Source organism: Ruminococcus sp. RTP21198st1_G1_RTP21198_201120 (assembly GCF_040924265.1).
In the GTDB taxonomy this organism is placed as follows: domain Bacteria; phylum Bacillota; class Clostridia; order Oscillospirales; family Ruminococcaceae; genus Hominimerdicola; species Hominimerdicola aceti.
Map to the genome: position 1 here is coordinate 1 of NZ_JBCOMH010000021.1, position 20113 is coordinate 20113.

General features: G+C 44.2%; 12 protein-coding genes. 3 read left to right on the forward strand and 9 right to left on the reverse strand.

The genetic code is table 11. From position 1 onward, the window contains the following. Positions 1-184: 184 nt before the first annotated feature. From ileS to AB5627_RS12530, 4 genes are all read right to left on the reverse strand, one after another. The gene (gene ileS, locus AB5627_RS12515; RefSeq protein ID WP_022286659.1) at positions 185-3334 is read right to left on the reverse strand and encodes an isoleucine--tRNA ligase; all 3150 of its coding nucleotides are present in this window, start codon (positions 3332-3334) and stop codon (positions 185-187) included. Positions 3335-3698: 364 nt separating this feature from the next. Next, a complete protein-coding gene (locus AB5627_RS12520) occupies positions 3699-4472 on the reverse strand; it encodes a hypothetical protein (RefSeq protein WP_368369876.1) in 774 nt (257 codons plus the stop codon). Positions 4473-4736: 264 nt separating this feature from the next. Beyond that, complete coding sequence (locus AB5627_RS12525; protein ID WP_022286661.1) at positions 4737-5927, reverse strand: hypothetical protein; 1191 nt, start codon at positions 5925-5927, stop codon at positions 4737-4739. Positions 5928-6150: 223 nt separating this feature from the next. Continuing rightward, positions 6151-6810, reverse strand: a complete 660-nt coding sequence (locus AB5627_RS12530) for a Crp/Fnr family transcriptional regulator (RefSeq protein ID WP_022286662.1) — start codon at positions 6808-6810, stop codon at positions 6151-6153. Between the two features lie 147 nt (positions 6811-6957). On the opposite strand from AB5627_RS12530, the gene AB5627_RS12535 reads away from it, so the two are divergent. Further along, complete coding sequence (locus AB5627_RS12535; RefSeq protein WP_022286663.1) at positions 6958-7650, forward strand: ATP-binding protein; 693 nt, start codon at positions 6958-6960, stop codon at positions 7648-7650. Positions 7651-7859: 209 nt separating this feature from the next. On the opposite strand, the gene AB5627_RS12540 is transcribed toward AB5627_RS12535, so the two are convergent. Together AB5627_RS12540 and AB5627_RS12545 are read right to left on the reverse strand one after the other, a co-directional pair. Further along, a complete protein-coding gene (locus tag AB5627_RS12540) occupies positions 7860-9032 on the reverse strand; it encodes an FprA family A-type flavoprotein (protein ID WP_022286664.1) in 1173 nt (390 codons plus the stop codon). Positions 9033-9129: 97 nt separating this feature from the next. Then, the gene (locus AB5627_RS12545; protein WP_265290905.1) at positions 9130-10125 is read right to left on the reverse strand and encodes an asparaginase domain-containing protein; all 996 of its coding nucleotides are present in this window, start codon (positions 10123-10125) and stop codon (positions 9130-9132) included. Positions 10126-10483: 358 nt separating this feature from the next. Here AB5627_RS12545 and AB5627_RS12550 point away from each other — a divergent pair, with 358 nt between their 5' ends. Beyond that, positions 10484-11794, forward strand: coding sequence for an alpha-amylase family glycosyl hydrolase (locus AB5627_RS12550; protein ID WP_022286667.1), 1311 nt, complete (start codon positions 10484-10486; stop codon positions 11792-11794). 341 nt (positions 11795-12135) lie between these two features. Here the strand turns inward: AB5627_RS12550 and AB5627_RS12555 are convergent, their stop codons facing one another. After that, complete coding sequence (locus AB5627_RS12555; RefSeq protein WP_022286668.1) at positions 12136-14292, reverse strand: Ig-like domain-containing protein; 2157 nt, start codon at positions 14290-14292, stop codon at positions 12136-12138. 493 nt (positions 14293-14785) lie between these two features. On the opposite strand from AB5627_RS12555, the gene AB5627_RS12560 reads away from it, so the two are divergent. Beyond that, the gene (locus tag AB5627_RS12560; RefSeq protein ID WP_368369877.1) at positions 14786-16303 is read left to right on the forward strand and encodes a family 43 glycosylhydrolase; all 1518 of its coding nucleotides are present in this window, start codon (positions 14786-14788) and stop codon (positions 16301-16303) included. 121 nt (positions 16304-16424) lie between these two features. On the opposite strand, the gene putP is transcribed toward AB5627_RS12560, so the two are convergent. Next, complete coding sequence (putP, locus tag AB5627_RS12565) at positions 16425-17984, reverse strand: sodium/proline symporter PutP (RefSeq protein ID WP_265290908.1); 1560 nt, start codon at positions 17982-17984, stop codon at positions 16425-16427. Positions 17985-18106: 122 nt separating this feature from the next. Then, entirely contained in the window at positions 18107-20053 is a 1947-nt protein-coding gene (gene thrS, locus AB5627_RS12570) for a threonine--tRNA ligase (protein WP_022288006.1), read from the reverse strand. Positions 20054-20113: the final 60 nt, after the last annotated feature.

Here is a 20113-nt window from a genome sequence, read left to right on the forward strand (position 1 = left end):
ACCACAAAAAAGACTGCTTTCCTACCCTTTTAAGGGTGGTTGCAGTCTTTTTTTATTGCGCGTTTTTTTACAGCCCTATTTTTTTGTGTTTTATGTAGGGGGGAGCTGTGCATGGCTTATAACCCAAAACAAAAAAGGCAGGACAGCCTGAAAGCTGTCCTGCTTGATTTTTTATATCTCAGAATTAGTTCTTCTTTACGCCGATAGAAACCTTTTCGCCGTTGATGTCCCAATCCTTTTCGTTGCCGACATTTTCGCCAAGTACGATATCGTCTGCAAGAACGTCATGAGAAATAGCCTCTCTGTTCTTGTCAACAACAGCCATAACCTTTTCGCTGCCGCTTACAGAAACAGTGATGTGATCCATTACCTCAAAGCCCGAATCCTTTCTCATTGTCTGAACCTTGCTGATAACTTCTCTTACAAAGCCCTCTTCAATAAGCTCAGGAGTGAGAACAGTGCTGATAGCTACAGTTACACCGTTTTCAGAAAGGGTGTAGAAGCCCTCTTTCTGCTCAGACTCGATAAGAACATCATCCTTGTCAAGTGCTATCTCACCGCTTGAAAGCGTGAGTTTCAGGCTGCCAGTTTCGTTCAGTTCGCCCATAGCCTTGTGTCCGTCAAGCTGTGAAAGCTGAGTTCTTATCTCACCAAGCTGCTTGCCGTACTTTGGTCCAAGTGTCTTGAGCTGTGGCTTGAACTTATAATCAATATATGCAGATACATCATTTGAGAACTGAACGTCCTTGAGGTTAAGCTCGTCCCTGATGATGTCGATATAGTAGCTGTCAAGTGGGTGGTCTGCTGCAACGTACATCACGCTCAAAGGCTGACGGTTTTTAAGGCTCGCACCGTTTCTTGCAGAACGTCCCAGAACAACTATCTCCAGAACCTCTTCCATGTCAGCTTCAAGCTTTTCGTCTATCATGTTTTCGTCGCAAACAGGATAATCGCAAAGGTGGATACTCTCAGGAGCGTCCTTGTCAACGCTTCTAACAAGATTCTGATATATTTCCTCAGTGATGAAAGGCACCATAGGTGCTGCACACTTGCAGAGCGTAATGATAGCAGTGTAAAGAGTCATGTAAGCGTTTATCTTGTCCTGTGACATACCCTGAGCCCAGTATCTCTCTCTGCCTCTTCTTACATACCAGTTGGAAAGATCATCAACAAACTCCTGCATAGCCTTTGCAGCCTCAGGTATCCTGTAGTTGTTAAGGTTGTCGTCAGCAGCCTTTATCATAGAGTTCATCTTTGAAAGCAGCCACTTGTCCATAACAGAAAGCTTGTCATATTCTATCTCATGCTTTGTAGGGTCGAATTTGTCTATCTCAGCATAAAGCACATAGAACGCATATGTGTTCCAAAGCGTGCCCATGAACTTTCTCTGACCCTCTGTTACGCCCTTGTCATGGAACTTATTAGGAAGCCATGGAGCAGAGTTTGTGTAGAAATACCACCTGATAGCGTCTGCGCCGTATTTAGCCAGTGCCTCGAATGGGTCAACAGCGTTGCCCTTTGACTTTGACATCTTCTGACCGTTCTCGTCCTGAACAAGACCAAGTACGATAACGTTCTTGTATGGAGCCTTGTCAAATATAAGCGTTGAGATAGCAAGGAGTGAATAGAACCAACCTCTTGTCTGGTCAACAGCTTCTGAAATGAAGTCAGCAGGGAACTGTGACTCGAAAAGCTCCTTGTTCTCAAATGGATAGTGGTGCTGTGCAAAAGGCATCGAGCCTGAGTCGAACCAGCAGTCTATTACCTCTGATACACGGTGCATCTGTTTTCCACACTCAGGGCATTTGATAGTTACATTGTCGATGTATGGTCTGTGAAGCTCGATATCATCAGGACAGTTGTCTGACATTGACTTCAGCTCTTCGATAGAGCCGATAGAATGTCTGTGACCGCACTCGCACTCCCAAATGTTCAGCGGAGTACCCCAATATCTGTTTCTTGAAATGCCCCAATCCTGAACGTTTTTCAGCCAGTCACCGAAACGTCCCTTACCAATGCTCTCAGGAATCCAGTTGATAGTGTCATTGTTTGCGATAAGTCTGTCCTTGACATCTGTCATTTTGATGAACCAAGTATCTCTTGCATAGTAGATAAGAGGTGAGCCGCATCTCCAGCAGTGCGGATAATCATGCTCGAACTTAGGAGCGGCAAAAAGCTTGCCTGACTTGTCAAGGTCTTTGAGTACCTCAGGGTCAGCGTCCTTTACGAACATTCCGGCATATGGAGTTTCAGCAGTCATGTCGCCCTTGCCGTCAACGAACTGAACGAAAGGCAGATCATACTTCTTTCCGACCTTAGAGTCGTCCTCACCGAAAGCAGGCGCAATATGAACGATACCTGTACCGTCTGACATAGTTACATAGCTGTCACAGGTAACAAAGTGACCCTTTTTGCCCTGCTTCTTTGCACTTTCGCCTGCGCACTCATAAAGCGGCTCGTATTCAATATATTCAAGATCCTTGCCTTTGTAAGTTTCAAGCACCTTGTATGCAGGCTTGTCCTCAGTTGCAAGCTTGCCGAGAACAGTGTCAAGAAGCGCTTCGGCAAGAATATAAGTGTAGCCGTCAGCGGCTTCAACCTTGCAGTAAGTTTCATCAGGGTTTACGCAAAGGGCAACGTTTGAAGGGAGCGTCCAAGGAGTTGTCGTCCATGCAAGAAAGTATTCGTCCTTGCCAACAAGCTTGAAACGAACGATAGCAGAACGCTCTTTAACTGTCTTGTAGCCCTGAGCAACTTCGTGAGAAGAAAGCGGTGTGCCGCAGCGTGGGCAGTAAGGAACTATCTTGAAGCCCTTGTAAAGCAAGCCCTTTTCATATATCTGCTTCAAAGCCCACCATTCAGACTCTATAAAGTTGTTGTCATAGGTAACATAAGGGTGTTCCATGTCAGCCCAGAAGCCAACAGTGCCTGAGAAGTCCTCCCACATACCCTTGTATTTCCATACAGATTCTTTACACTTCTTGATAAACGGCTCAAGACCGTATTCCTCGATCTGCTCCTTGCCGTCAAGACCAAGCATTTTCTCTACTTCAAGCTCAACAGGCAGACCATGTGTGTCCCAGCCAGCCTTACGAGGTACCTGATAGCCTTTCATAGCACGGTATCTTGGTATCATATCCTTGATAGCACGAGTGAGAACGTGACCGATATGCGGCTTGCCGTTAGCCGTTGGAGGTCCGTCATAGAAAACATAGGACTCGCCCTTTTTACGGCTGTCAATACTTTTTTCAAAGATATTGTTATCGTCCCAGAACTTTTCCACTTCTTTTTCTCTCTGAACGAAGTTCAGATTGGTGTCAACCTTTTTGTACACGAAGATCAATCCTTTCTGATTTTGTAATAAACGATCAGTTACGCATAAAGATAAAATGCAATAAAAAAGGCTTCCGCCCTGAAACAGGACGAAAGCCGTAAAGCCATTCGCAAACCACCTTTTCAGCATACTGACATATGCGTTCCCTTTAACGCAGGAAAAGCGGCGAAGCTTACTTATCATACTGATTTTCAGCCTGCAACTCGGAAGTGATATTCAGCCTAAAGCTAATCATACCGCCCTCTCACTGTCGGCGGCTCGCTGAGATTTTCGCATAAAGCCTACTGTCTTCGTCAACGTTTTTTACATATGAAATCAGTATATCACCATGCTGATGTTTTGTCAATGGTTATTTTGTTAATTTTCATGTATCCGACTTTTTTATTTTTGATATAAAGCCATTGAGCCTGTGTCCACGTTGCTCCTCACGCTGTTTGTCACGATACTTTCTCAAATGCTCGCCAAGCCTTGCACCTGAGCCCATGGAAAGCATAAATCTGTATTTCTCTTTTCTCTCCTCTGAACTTTCCCTGATGTGCCGTTTGAACTCTTCGTATCTGATGACCATATCGTTCTCTTCCGCAAACGTTTTTATCTTCTCTGCCAGCTTCAGGGAATAGAATAGGTCGATAGCAAAAACACCATAGAAAAATCCAATAAAGAACGAGAACGCCAAATTATTCGCAAGCCAGTTGAGTGCGTCAAGAATGTATGGGTGTATAAAGAAATAATAGACCGCGCCCAATGCTGCCCATATGAGCGAATACAACGGACATATTATGCCTTTATAGTTGAATTTGTTTCCAGTGTAGTCCCACAGCTTGACATGCATTTTCACAATGAATATCTCGCCTGCATTAAGCTCTATCACTGTCATTGCAATAGCCATAAGCAAAAAAAGTATAAACTTCTGCAAAGCCGTGTTGTCAGTGTGTATAAATTTTTCAAGTCCTGCCAGCAGATAAAGGGTGCAAAGTCCGAAGCCGTATAAAGGCAGATAAGGACCAATAAGAAAGCCGGGGTTTATCCATTTTCTTGCTTTGTTGTTAGGCTCAAATCGTCTGAAAATAACTTCTATCCCCCAGCCTATCAGACACCCTGCAAAGAACAGGAATGCCAGAATAAGTATATTGCTCATATAAAATATCCTTTCAAGGTTTATAAAAGCATTGTACCATATTTGCCGTTATTTTTCAATACTTTCAGGTAAAAAAGTTTGACTTTAATCAAAAAACATCAGCCTGCCACCACCTGTAGGGGAGCGGCGCAATTTCTGCTTGGCAGAAATGCGACGTACTGCTTCTTTCGTTTATCATCTGTGCTATTTTCCACTTCATTCCTCGCAAATAAAAAAGGCAGGAAACCGAAGCCTCCTGCCTTATATGATTTGAATAAGATGCTATTACATATAGCTCTTGAATTCGTTGTTTTCTTTTCTGATGCCTTCGATCTCAGCGTTTACCTGACTGATCTGAATATCAACCTGCTCCTTCTCAGCGTTGAGTGCCTTAGCCTTTTCCTGAAGCTTAACGATCTCCTCGTAGATATCGCTTGCCTGCTTACCAAGATCCAAAGACTTTGCCTCAGTTTCAGCAATGCTTGCCTTAAGCTCGTCGATCTTCTTGTTGTTCAGCTCGATCTGCTCCTGCGCAAACATACGCATTTTTTCCATTGGACTCATACCCATATTCTCGCCCTCCTCATTATTATTTGTATTTTCAGCTTCCGCAGCTTTCTTTTCAGCTATCTCGTCTTCTATAGACGGCATAGTAGACTCAGGGGCAGGTGAAACCACCATTGTGTCATCAAGGCTTATAGGCTCGATTGACGGCATCTCAACCTCGTCCATTGTAGGAACTTCCTCAGCCACAGCAGCTTCAGCCTTTGCATTTTCCTCTGCCTTAGCTTTTTCCTCAGCCTCTTTGAGAGCCTCAGGAGTAACAAGGTGAACGCTATTGTCCTCAGGAGGAACAGGAGCGGAAGCAGGTTCAGCCTTTGCAGGTGTTTCGATACCTGTTGCATACATATTGCTCTTTCTCTTTGCAATGCCGCTTGCAAGGCTTGCCGCCAGCGGATCAGTTATGTTCTGAGCAGGCTCTTCCTTAGGCTCAGACGCAGGCTCGACCTTTGGACCCTTGTATGTATTCATTCTTTTGAAATGCTCGTCCATGCAGCCCTGAACAGCCTTGATATCCTCAGGATCTTTATTAAAGAATCCTGCGATATCATTTACGCTTCTGCCTTTCTGAAGCATTGAGGCGATAGCCGCAACACTGTGATCAACAAATCCGTCATCGTCCATAGCCAGATTTACAGTTATCTTTGCAGGCTCAACATTCTCCTGCTTTTTGTTCTTCTTTCCGAAAAGTTCGCTTACAGACATATTGAAAACGCTCTTCTTTCCGTTGCCGTTTTCATCAGCACCCTCTCTTACAGGCTGTTCAAAGCTTGCATAGTCAGGGAAGTGCTTTTCAAGTATTCTCGGAACATTATCCTTAGGCATCTCCATTTCTTTTGCTATCTCAGGAATGGAGTAGCCCTCCTTATACAAACGAACGATCTTGTCGCTTATGCTTTCATTCTTCTTTGCCAAAGCAATCAATCCTTTCAATCAATTTCCCAATACCGTGACTATTTGTAAATAAATACATTTCCGCAATAAACGTTTAAGTAATTATGAACTGCCACGGCGGCACTATATATATTATACAACACAAAGCAGGTTGTGTCAATATAAAATATGCAATTTTTCTTTAAAAAGAGCGGAAAAAATGAATATGGTTAAATGACTTATTATTTACATATAAATTAACAAATCACGTTCCGCGAGAGCAGTTTTCAGGCAGTATAAACTCCCGACCATTTAGATCTATCAGCCCCTCACGGTGCATTTTTCCAAGCTCTGTTGACAGCGCACTGCGGTCAACGCAGAGAAAATCTGCAAGCTGTTGACGGTCGAAATTCGTCGTGACAATGTGCGATCCGCTTTTCTTTGCAAGCGAAGAAAGATAAACCATAACACGCTCTCTTATAGTCCTTGGTGTTATCACTTGTATCTTTTCGTTGAGCCTGAGATTTTTCATAGCCGTTATCTTTAGAAGCCTAGCCGTCAGCGTCGAACTTTCCTTTATAATAGACTCAGGGGATAAAAACAGCACTGTGCATTGCTCCTTTGCACATACGCTCACCCCAAGCGGTTCACCTGTGCAGGCATAGACCTCTCCGAAAAGCTGTCCTGCCTCTAAAGAAGCTATTATGCTCCTGCCACCCCAAAGCTCGTTACGTTCGATAAGTGCCTTGCCCTCCAGAAGTATGCCGAAATAAGCGGTCTTGTCTCCTGCGTGAAAAATATAGCTTTCCTTGCGAAAGCTTTTTATGCCACTGCCGTCAGGTCTGAGAAACTGAGCTATCTCCTCGTCGCTCATGCCCTGGAAAAGGGGAGTATCTTTTATTATTTTGATGTATTTATTATCCATTTTATCTTCCTCATTTTTACGAAATAATTTTATGCTTTTGTTGTAATTACAACAGACTTTGCGATAAGATTATATTATAATCATAGCATAAAGTCAAGAGCTTTATGCCGAAACGAAAGATATCAATAAAAATACGGAGGTAACCATATGATAAGACGAGTAATACAAATAGACGAAGAAAAGTGCAACGGCTGTGGTGCTTGTGCAAAAGCCTGCCACGAAGGTGCAATAGGCATGGTGAACGGCAAAGCAAAGCTTATGCGTGACGATTATTGTGATGGTCTTGGAGATTGTCTTCCAGCCTGCCCAACGAATGCCATATCCTTTGTTGAGCGAGAAGCCGCCGCCTATGACGAAAAGGCAGTGGAAGAAAACAAAAAGCGTCTTGGCAAACCTGTTTTCCATGGCTGTCCAGGCTCAATGATGAAAACCTTTGCCAAAAAGCCAGCCCCGGTAGATACCCCGTCAGCAAAAACTCCGTCACAGCTTATGCAGTGGCCTGTGCAAATAAAGCTTGTACCTGTGAACGCACCATACTTTGACGGTGCAGACCTGCTTGTCGCTGCGGATTGCACAGCCTATGCCTGCGGAAGCTTCCATTCCGATTTCATGACAGGCAAAATAACCGTCATAGGCTGTCCGAAGCTTGATGCCACAGACTATTCCGAAAAGCTTGGCGAGATAGTGAAAAGAAACAATATCCGCAGCATAACAGTAGCCCGAATGGAAGTTCCATGCTGTGGCGGAATAGAACACGCAGTAAGAAAAGCAGTCACTGACAGCGGCAAAAATATCCCCGTGGCAGTAAGAATAATCACCACAGACGGCAATGTGATATAACACAAAAGGCAGGACGTTTCGCACGTCCTGCCTTTTTCATATCTGTATTAATTAGCGATTTAAGATAACCGCAAAACATTATTGTAGGGGCGAACACTGTTCGCCCGTGTTTTTGTTTACACGACAAATCCTACTTATTTTGCAAACGCTGTAGGGGCAACCTCTGGCCGCCCGCATTTTTTTGTCTGATTTATCTGACTGAGCGAAATTTATTCACCCTTAGCCATGACCTCAGCCAGCTCGCTCAAAGCCTTTTCCGAAGCTTCATTAAGCGTAGAGCGGATAGTCACAACAGGCTCAGCAATGGTAACATTCTTGAAGTTTTCCACATATCCCTTCATGACCCTTGCCGCAGTAGGCGCCCATGAGCCGTTCTCTACAAGACCTATCTTTCTGTTCTGATAGTTCTTTGACTTAAGGTGCATAAGGAAATCCTCCATAACAGGGAATACACCGCCGTCATAACTGCTTGCCATAAGTATTATTCTGTCATATCTGAAAGCGTCCTCGATATTTTCTGCCATGTCGCTTCTTGAAAGGTCGCTGATAACTACCTTCTCAGCACCCTTTTCTTTCAGCATCTCACCAAGCTTTTCAGCCGCCTTTGCAGTGTTACCGTGTATTGAAGCATACGCTACGAATACGCCCTTGCTCTCAGGCTGATAGCTTGACCATGTGTTGTAAAGTCCAAGATAGTAACCAAGATCTTCTTTGAGTATAGGGCCATGTAAAGGCAGTATCATCTTTATGTCAAGGGCAGCCGCCTTTTTAAGAAGCGCCTGTACCTGTGCACCGTATTTGCCCACAATGTTGAAATAGTATCTTCTAGCCTCGCAAGCCCAGTCCTCCTCAACATCAAGTGCGCCGAACTTTCCAAATCCGTCAGCAGAGAACAACAGCTTTTCGCTCTGCTCGTATGTCACCATTACCTCAGGCCAGTGTACCATAGGCGCCATTACGAACTGAAGCGTGTGGCTTCCAAGAGAAAGCGTGTCCCCCTCTTTTACCACAACAGACCTATCGTCAAGTCCATCAATGGTGAAAAACTGCTTCATCATAGGGAAAGTCTTTGCGTTTCCCACTATCTTCATTTCAGGATATTTCTCCGCAAGTTTTTTGATGTTTCCTGCATGGTCAGGCTCCATGTGCTGAACAACAAGATAATCAGGCTTTCTGCCGCCCAAAGCCTTTTCAAGATTGTCAAACCAAACGTCCGTTACCCTAGGGTCAGCAGTGTCCATTACCGCTATCTTCTCGTCAATGATAACATAAGAGTTGTACGAAACGCCGTTCGGCACAACATATTGGCTCTCAAAAAGGTCAATGTCATGATCGTCTGCACCAATATAAATAACTGAGTCTGAAATTTTTGTGTCTGCCATTTTTATTACCTCCGTTGTACTTTTTTCTAAATATACTATTTTAATATACTTTGATTTTATCACAAGCTCAGCATTTTGTCAATAACTGAAACAATGTTTATGAGAATTTTACCTCCTCAAAGAAAAGGTCTTTCCCCATGACTTCTTTCACAGGCATTTCCTCCTGATTGTAAGCAAGCAGAAGTTTCATATAAGCCGCCACCGCTGAGGTGGTGTATATTGGTATGCTGCCTGCCTTTATTATCTCCTCCACCGTCGAGTAGATAGGCACTTTTCTTTTCAGACCGCAAATATACACCATAATGTTCTTTGTTATGCACCCCTTGATAAATTCCGTCAGTGCATAGCTTTTCCCTTCTGAAACGTCAGTGCAAGCCGTCGCACTGTGATAAGGTGAGTAAAGCACCGCCGCCGTGTCCTCGTTTGGCACAAAGCACCCAAAGTCCATTGCAGGATAACCCTCTATAAAAAGAACACGCTTCCCAAATTTGACATCATTATGGAAAATCCGTTCCCTAGGGCGTGACAGCATATTCTCGCTCACTCCGCTGAAAACCGAAAAATCATTGAAGCCGTCATAACCATATACCCCAAACCTGTCCCGACAGGTGTCTGCAGGTATCACTCTAGTAGGAAGCATGACCCTCTCGTACAGCGTGAAAATGCCCTTGTATTTACCCTCTTTTATAAGCCCCACCGCCGAGGTGAAGTTGAAAAGCCCGTTCGACCCTTTCTCGCCAATGGGCTTGTTGCTTGCGATAATAAAAAGGGGTATATCAAAATGCCTGAAATACATTCCAAGCATAGCCGAAGTGTAAGCAAGGGTGTCGCTTCCGTGGGTGAGGATAACTCCCGAGTATAAAGCCGTGTCAATGCTGTTTATCTCGTGTATCATTTTCTCCCACCCCGAAAACCCCATGTTTTCGCTGAGTATATTAAGTACCTGTCGACATTCAAATTCCACATCATCGCCGTATGCACTCTTGTAAGCTTCCACAACAGCGTATTTTCCCTCACGCTCAACATCTATTATGCCGTCATTTGTGGCACTTCCGATAGTGCCCCCGGTGAAAAGCACAAGTATCTTCTTCATATTTTTATCCCTGCCTTTACCAAAAATCAACCCTTGATATTTGTTATAAATATAATATCATTTCACGATTGATTTGTCAATAGTTGTATAAAATGCACAAAAGTGTGGATTATATTAATGAAAAATGAGTATTGAGAAATATGCCAAAGTTTGATATAATAGTAATGTTGTATTTTGTACAGTTTAACTATAGTTTCGCAGATAACCAATAAAATATGAATGAGTTGAAGAAATTGGTGTACAAATAACGCAACGCTACCCTGTAGGGGCGAACAGCTTTCGCCCGCTTTTTTCTCAGCAAATCATATTTCATCTGCGAACAACATTTTCTATTAGTATCAGAAAGGAAGATAATATTATGTGGGCATACGAAAGTGTATTTTATCAGATCTATCCTCTTGGATTCTGCGGTGCGCCATTTGAGAATGACGGCAAAGAGGAAAGCAGGATATTAAAGGTAATAGATTGGATACCTCATATCAAAAAGCTTGGTGCCAACGCTATCTATTTTTCACCGGTGTTCGATTCCGACACTCACGGCTATAATACCAGAGATTACCGCAAGATAGATTGTCGCCTTGGCACAAATGAGGACTTTGCAAAGGTCTGCAAAGAGCTTCACGAAAACGGCATAAAGGTAGTTTTGGACGGCGTTTTCAATCACGTCGGCAGAGGCTTCTGGGCTTTTCAGGACGTTCTGAAAAACCGTGAGAACTCACCATATAAAGATTGGTTCCATATCAATTTCGGCGGCAACAGCAACTATAACGATGGACTTTGGTATGAGGGCTGGGAGGGTCACTTTGACCTTGTTAAGCTAAACCTTAATAATCCACAGGTAGTGGATCATATCTTGGAATGCATAACAAATTGGGTCAAGGAGTTTGATATAGACGGACTTCGCCTTGACGTTGCATATTGCCTTGATAAGAACTTCTTGAAGCGCCTCAGACAGCATTGCGATTGGCTCAAGCAGGATTTCGTCCTTATTGGCGAGCTTCTACATGGTGATTACGCTCAGTGGGTAAATCCTGAAATGCTCCATTCCTGCACGAACTACGAGTGCTATAAGGGGCTTTATTCAAGCTTCAACTGCATGAATATGTTTGAGATATGCCATTCTCTGAAAAATCAGTTCGGACCTGAGAACTGGTGCAGATACAGAGGAATGCACCTGCTGTGTTTTGTTGATAACCATGATGTATCAAGAATAGCAAGCCAGCTCACAAATGAGCGTCATTTGCCACTTATCTATGGAATGCTCTTTGGTATGCCTGGTATCCCATGTGTATATTACGGCTCAGAGTGGGGAACAAAGGCAAACAAGAGCGAGGGCGACCCTGCGCTCCGTGTAAGCTTTGAAAAGCCTGAGTGGAACGACCTTACAGAGCTTATCTCAAAAATGGCAGAGGCACACAAAAACAGCAAGGCTCTCTGCTATGGCTCTATCAAAATACCTGTTCTTACCAATAAGCAGTGTATAATCGAGCGTGAGTTCGAGGGTGAGCGTGTCCTTGTTGCAATAAACGCTGACGATCAGCCTTTCACAGCTCACTTTGACGCAGGCTGCGGTCAGGCAGAGGAGCTTCTCACAGGCACTATCCATGATTTTGGTGGTGGCAGCGAGCTTAAGCCATACTCTGTAGAGTTCTGGAAAATGGAAAGATAGACCTATATGAATATAGAAAAAGGACAGCATTTTTCCAAAGTGCTGTCCTTTTTTGTGTAGCAATAAAAAATGTCGGGGCGAACATCATTCGCTCGTTTGGTTTACCTCAATTGTGTAGCGTACCAGTCATGTATCGTAGTGGCGACTGATATATGGCGAAATTACACAAGTTCTTTGCAATCTTACAAATGGTAACGTTCCGAAATCGGGACGTCGTATTTCTGCAAAGCAGAAATTGCGCCGCTCCCCTACAATGCTTGAACTATCGTAGGGGCGACCTTTGGTCGCCCGCATATCACCTATCGCCTGCTTATTTTATATCATATGTTTCTGTATCCAGCCTACCTAACAATAACCATAGCCGCCTGCGAAAAAGCCCCGTAAGAAGTCTTTCCGTTCACAGTTTTGTAAGCCCTTACCTTTACCATTCTAAGTGAGTAAGGCTCAAATCCTGATACGATAGCACTCTTTTGAGAGCCACCCACCTTTGCCGACTTCACATAATCACTGCCATTTGAAGAGGAGTATATCTCATATCCGCTTGCACCCCCAACAGCTTTCCATGATACCTCAATGCTGCCGCTGCCTGCTGATTTAGCCGTGCATGAAGCCTTTGCAGGCTTTGTGACAGCCTCTATAGCCTTTGAGTAGCTAGCCGAAATGTATTCTTTTCCGCCGGATTTTTTCACAGCCTTTACCTTGTAGCTGTACCCCTTTGCACGAGCAAGTCCGCTGTCAGTGAAGCTTACAGCCTTTACAGTTTTTATCCTCTGCCATTTCTTGCTTGTACTGTCATATCTGTATATAGCGTAGCTGTCAGCACCCGTAACCTTTTTCCAAGAAAGCTTAACGCTTTTTTCACCGGTGGAAGAAACTTTTAGCTTCGTCACTGTGGCAGGACGAATGTTGAAGTTCACAGTTTTTGTGCCTTTGTATAAGCCTTTGCCTGTTATTTTTACGCTTGCCTGACCTATGGCTGTGTTCTTTGAGTAGCTCACAGTGTAGTCAGTGTTCTTTACAAGCTTTTTGCCGCCATATGTCACTGCAGGCGCAGGAGAAACCGCCTTCCCTGTGTAGCTTTGCGTCTTTATAGCCGAAATACTGCTGTCACTGATTTTACCCTTTACAGTGACGGTACATTTAACATTTTTTCCTCCTGTTGTGTATGCCGTGATAGTTGCTCTGCCAACCCCTTTTGCAGTGACCTTTCCGTCTGACACAGAAGCAATTTTGCTGTTAGAAGACTTCCAGGAAACAAAGTCCGTCAGACCGCTTCCGCCACCCATTTTTGCAGAAATAACACTGCTTTTGCCCTTGTCAAGAGTCAGTGAAGCCTTATCCAATGTTACCGAAGCCGCAGGCTTTATGCTAGCCTTTATAGTTTTTGTTGAGCTGTTTCCGTATTTGTCATAAGCCGTTATCTTAACGGTAAATTCACCGCTTTTTACTGAATAGTCCTCAGCAGAAACATAAGCTGAAGCCTTGCCACCCGAAAGCTTTACGCTTGCGTATTTCTTTGCACTTTCACCATTTTTTGTAGGGTAAGCAGGGAAGACCACCTTTGAAACTCCGCTCTTGTCGCTCACATTGCAAGAAACATCAAAGCCCTTTGCTGTGATGTTCTCCACCTTTGCCCCCGATATGGTCGGCGCAGTTGTGTCAACATAAGTCTTTATGACCTGCTCAGAGCTGTTCCCGGCCTCGTCAGTAGCCGTTATGGTTGTAATATAATATCCGTCCTTGCTCCCAAGGTCAGTTACCTTTACTGAGTGTGAAAGCGAGTTCACCACCGATGTGTAAACCCGGCTTATAGTCTTTGTCTTGTTGCCCTCAAAATAAGTGGATACCTTTACCGAAGCCACAGCCCTGTTGTCATAAATATCCGCTTTAACAGTGTAGCCTTTTCCAGTAATGTTCTCACAGCCTGCGTTTGCGATAACAGGTCTTGTTGTGTCGATGTCAAGACTTTGCGCAACGCCGTTTATGTAAAGTCTGTAGAAATAGTGATTGTTAGTAAGCACCTTTCTGTTTTTCACAGTGTAAACAGTGTCGTTCCAAGTCCATTTGTAGTTCTGCTCGATAAGAGTAGCCGTCGTACCCTGACAGTCCTTTACAATGGCAACATGAGAGTAATCCTTGTCCTGCATTATGTCCCCGGCCTGCGGAGTTTTCACTTCACGAAGCTCTGCCTTTTTGCCGTAGCAGTACACGCTAGGCTTGTCGTCCACCATGTTTATGTTGTATACTGTAACACCGAACTTTTCTTCATAAAAACGTGAAACATATCCTGCACAGCAGTAATAACCGGTGTCGGAATAGCCGAGAACGTATTTAGCGTCAACGCCCTCAAAAGAGTCTATGACCTGATAATCATAGTCCACGGTGACGGTCTGTTCGCTGTAGCTCACCGCATTTGTCACCTGACAAAGCATGATTATCATAACAGCACAAAATACTGCGCCCATAGCCGAAAAAACTTTTTTCAGCCCCTTTTCCATTCCAAACGCCCCCTAACTGACAGAATTATCTTATACGTTTTCGTATATCAACTTCATAATATCATAAAGGTTACAATTTGGCAACAGATTTTATCGCTTTTTGCCGAAATGACTAAAATATTTGTTTGTTTTCACAGGGAACACAAGTTCTATATTCAGATATATCCCCGAAATATAGACTGTTATATGCCATACGAACAAATGTCGGAGCAAAAATTACAATTTGTAACTTTTATACTTAACACGCTATCAAAAACGTTTAAATTTACATATATCCCAGCAAAAAACTGTAGGGGCGAACATCGTTCTCCCGTCAAAGCTACTATCCCACTTAGATATCCGTATCAATTGATCGCTTTACCCAAACGCAAAGATCGTAAAGTGAAATTTGTTTTTCATTTGCACAAAAATTCACCGATCCTGCACGAGAAGATATTGAAAAGCCATCTGAAATAGATTATAATGTCTGTATAATATAAACGGAGGTCACAATATGAAGTACATAAATCCGGTCATATCAGGCTTTTATCCTGACCCTAGCATCTGTAAGGCTGAGGGCAAATATTATCTTGTTTGCAGCTCTTTTCAGTTTTTTCCGGGCGTTCCTCTATATGAAAGCGACGACCTTGTGAACTGGAAGCAGATAGGTCATGTTCTCACAAGAAAAAGTCAGCTCCCATTGGAGGGCGCAGGCTCTTGGGGCGGCATCTATGCCCCAACTATCAGATACAATAACGGCAGATTTTACATGGTAACGACTAACGTCACAAATGGCGGAAACTTCTATGTCTATACTGACGATATCCACGGTGAATGGTCTGAGCCTGTTTATGTTCAGCAGGGCGGTATCGACCCGTCACTGTATTTTGAGAATGGCAAAGCCTACTTTATGTCCAATGGTGAAGACGATGAGGGCAACCATGGCGTTACACAGTGCGAAATAGATATCGAAACAGGCAAAAAGCTCACGCCAAGCAAGACCATATGGACAGGTGCAGGCGGACGTTTCCTTGAAAGCCCACACCTCTACAAAATAAAGGGCGAATACTACCTTATGGCGGCTGAGGGCGGTACGGAATACGGTCATATGATAGTCTACGCCAAGGGCAAGACCCCTTACGGTCCTTTTGAGAATTATCCTCACAACCCAGTCCTCACAAACAGAAATCTCGGTGGATACGAGATACAAGGGTGCGGTCACGGTGATCTTGTGGAGGACGAAAACGGCAACTTCTGGTGCGTCCACCTTGCGTTCAGAATGATAAATATGTGGGTGATGCACCACATTACAGGCAGAGAAGTCTATCTCGTACCAGTGACTTTCGACGAGAACGGCTGGTTCACAATGGGCGATAATGGCACAACTCGCAAGGAAGTCGAAACTGACAAACTCAGGGATATCAGGCAGGAGTTTTGGAAGGAATACACTTTTGAGAATACCAAAGTCGGACGTGAGTGGTGCTTTATGCAAAACCCTGACATGGGGCTTTATTATCTTGATGATCACCGTTTTGAGCTTACCCCTAACGAGCATACGATCTTTGAGGCAGACGGCTCGCCAGCTTTTGTCTGCATAAGACAAAAAGAAATGAATTTATCAGTGGAGTGCAAAGTCGAGATAACCGAGGGCGAAGCAGGATTGGTGTTCTACATGACCCCCGATCAGCATTATGAGATAGCATTAAGACGCACGGATAAAGGTGTCGAGCTGTTCCGCAGACTTTGCATAGGCGATATTCGCCATGAGGATCATGTCATAGTATTGCCGCAGGGAGAAAGCTCGGCTATGCTTTGCTGTAATGCCTCCAACTTTACATACAATTTCTCGGCGAAAACGCATTCGGGAGATATAGACTTGGGCGGAGCACAAACGAAGTTTTTGTCTACTGAGCTTGCAGGTAATTTCACAGGCGTGGTTATAGGATTGTATGCACAGAAGAGCGAGGATAAAGGCGGAAAAGCTACGTTCACAAAATTCAAGTGCAAAAATCTAGAAGAATATAACGGCTAAGAAAATAGCAAATTATAAGAATCCACTTAGCAACCCGTATTCTAGTACAACCTAACACAATAAAAAACACGGCGATAAACTCACCGTGTTTTTTTATTATCCACATTTATGTCACCTGAACCTAAGCCCTCTCCGCATTGTCATCACAACCGCAGTTCACACCGTTCTTAACATCATCAAATGCCTTCAGCATTTCCTCGGACGGCTTCTTTGTGCAAAGGCTCACAATAATGATAAGTATAAGACTTACCGCAAAACCTACTACCAATGAGTAAAGCCCGGTCCTGTCACCTAAAGTCTGTCCGTTTATAAGCGGTATGTAATCCCATATTATTACCGACAACGCACCGCTGGCAACGCCTGCCGCCGCACCTGCGAGGTTTGTTCTCCTCCAATAAAGGGACATAAGTATTATCGGACCAAACGAAGCTCCAAGTCCTGCCCATGCGTTTGAAACAAGACCCATTATACTGCTGTTAGGGTCAAGTGCTATTATGTATGCTACTACCGCTACAGCAAGAACCGTTATCCTGCTCACAAGCAGGACTTTCTTGCTCTCCGCCTTAGGTGCAATACATGAGTGGTAAATATCCTCCGATACCGATGAGGCAGTTACAAGAAGCTGCGAATCAGCCGTTGACATTATGGCAGCCAGTATTCCGCAAAGGAAAATTCCGCCGACGAATGGCAGACCGATATCGGAGTTGAATACCTTCTGTATCATCTCGATGAAAACATTCTCAGACTTGTTGTTTGCAAGTGCAGGCACAAGATAAGCCCTGCCCACGATAGCTATAAAGCAAGCGAAGCAAAGTGATATAGCACACCATACACAGCCTATGACTCTTGACTTTTTTACCTCTTTTTCAGAGCTTATAGCCATGAATCTTACCAGAATGTGCGGCATACCGAAATAACCAAGCGCCCAACCGAGCTGAGAGATTATGTCGATGGCTGAAAGGGTCTGACCCTTTTCATCATTGAATATGTTAAGATAATGATGTGCCTCAACACCGCTTGCGGTGATGTTGTCCATAACGTTTCCTGCTCCAACAAGGAAAAATGCGATGATAGGTATAGTCACAACTCCTGCCAGCATGAGCAGACCCTGAACAAAGTCCGTTACACATACTGCCATAAATCCACCCATGAAAGTGTATCCCAAAATTACTACCGCACCGATAGTAAGACATATCTTGTAGTCGATACCGAATATAGAGTTGAAAAGCTTTCCGCCTGCCGAAAGAGCAGACGCTGTGTAAACAAGGAAGAATATGACGATTGCCACCGACGATACCAAAAGCATTATCTTGTGCTTGTCCTCAAATCTGTTTTCAAGATACTTAGGAAGCGTCAAGGAGTTGTTCGCTCTTATAGTGTATCTTCTCAGTCTGCCCGAAACTATCGCCCAGTTAAGTATAGTGCCGATAAGCAGACCTACAGCTATCCATATCTGCCCCGTTCCGAATGCGTAAACAGCGCCAGGCAGACCCATGAGCATCCAGCCTGACATATCAGAAGCCTGAGCAGAAAGTGCCGCTACCCAGCCGTTAAGTCCTCTGCCACCAAGGAAAAAGTCCTCGGAGCTTTTTGTTTTCTTCATATATGCAGCACCTATGAGAAGCATTCCTGCCAAATAGAATGCAAATGCCACAAGCGTCCAGATCATATCTGATTTCATCTATTACCTCTTTCCCGAAGCGGATTTTATCCTGTCCGCCCCATATTTTATAAACGGCAACGCCGCACAAGAGAAACTCCCCCTGTGCGGTATCGCATAAAACGTCTGTATAACAAAGCCGATTACTTAGCCTTAGTCTTTATCTCCTCATCAAGCTTAGCGATAAGCTCGTCAACAGGCATTGCAGGAAGCTCGCCCTCTTTTCTTGAACGAACAGTAACAGTGTTGCTGTTTACCTCGTTGTCGCCAATGATGAGCATATAAGGAATCCTCTCAAGTCTTGCAGCCTTGATCTTAGTACCAATGTTCTCATCTCTGTTGTCAACAGTAACTCTCATGCCCATAGCCGTCATTCTGTCAGCTATCTTCTGAGCGTATTCAGCATGACCCTCCTTGATAGGAAGAAGTCTTACCTGCTCAGGAGCGAGCCACAGAGGAAGAACGCCGTTGAAATGCTCAAGCATATAAGCAAGTGTTCTTTCAAAGCAGCCAAGTGAAGTTCTGTGAATGATGTAAGGAAGCTTCTTCTGACCGTCCTTGTCAACATAGTACATACCAAATCTTTCAGCCAAAAGCATATCTATCTGGATAGTAACAAGCGTGTCTTCCTTGCCGTAAACGTTCTTGTACTGAATGTCAAGCTTTGGACCATAGAACGCAGCCTCGTCGATACCGATATCGTAATCAACGCCAAGGTCGTCAAGAATAGTTTTCATTGCAGCCTGTGCGTGCTCCCACTGCTCAGCCGTACCCTCATACTTGTTCTTAGGGTTAGCAGGATCCCATTGTGAGAATCTGAATGTGCAGTCATCAAGCAGACCAACAGTGTCAAGGAAATACTTAGCAAGCTCCAAACAGCCCTTGAACTCCTCTTCAAGCTGGTCAGGTCTGAGAATGTAGTGACCCTCAGAGATAGTGAACTGTCTTACTCTGATAAGACCGTGCATCTCACCGCTGTCCTCGTTTCTGAACAGCGTAGAAGTCTCTGTCAATCTCATTGGAAGCTCTCTGTATGAACGCTGTCTGTTAAGAAATACCTGATACTGGAACGGACAAGTCATCGGACGAAGTGCAAAGCACTCTTTTTCCTCGTCATATGGGTCGCCAAGAATGAACATTCCGTCAAGATAGTGATCCCAGTGACCTGATATCTTATAAAGATCTCTCTTTGCGAAAAGCGGAGTCTTTGTAAGCAGACAGCCCTTTGCCTGCTCCACATCTTCTACCCAACGCTGGAGAAGCTGGATAACTCTTGCGCCCTTTGGAAGCATAACAGGAAGTCCCTGACCGATACAATCAACAGTTGTGAAATATTCAAGCTCTCTGCCTATCTTGTTGTGGTCACGAAGCTTAGCTTCCTCCTGCTGTTTAAGGAACTCATCGAGCATTGAAGCCTTAGGGAATGCAGTTCCGTAAATTCTTGAGAGCTGCTTGCCGTCCTCTGCCTTGCCCCAGTATGCACCTGTGCATGAAAGAAGCTTAACAGCCTTGATAGGTGCAACGCTCATTATGTGCGGACCTGCGCAAAGGTCAACAAAATCACCCTGCTTGTAGAATGAAAGCTTTTCGCCCTTATCGTCATGCTTGTGGATAAGCTCTACCTTGTAATCTTCGTGTCTTTCCTCCATGAGCTTTATAGCCTCGTCAGCAGAAAGCTCGAAACGCTCCAAAGCATAGCCCTCTTTCGCAAGCTTCTTCATTTCAGCCTGTATCTTTTCAAGGTCAGCAGGCGTAAAAGGCTTTTCTACCTCAAAATCATAGTAGAAGCCTGTGTCTGTAGCAGGGCCTCTTGCAAGCTTTGCCTCAGGATAAAGATTTTTTACAGCCTGTGCCATAAGGTGAGAAGCTGTGTGCCAGAAAGTTTCCTTACCAGCCTTTGAGTCAAAAGTCATGACCTCAAAATGGCAGTCATGGTCAACGACAGTTCTCATGTCGAAAACTTCGCCGTCCAGCTTTACGCAGCAGGCAGCCTTGTAAAGTCCCATGCCGATATCCTTGATTATCTCGCTTGCAGGCATTGCCGTTTCGATCTCACGGACAGAGCCGTCTTTTAATTTCAGCTTGATCATTTTTGATTCCTCCGATTTATATAATATTGTAATTCTTTATTATAACGTGTAAATTACACG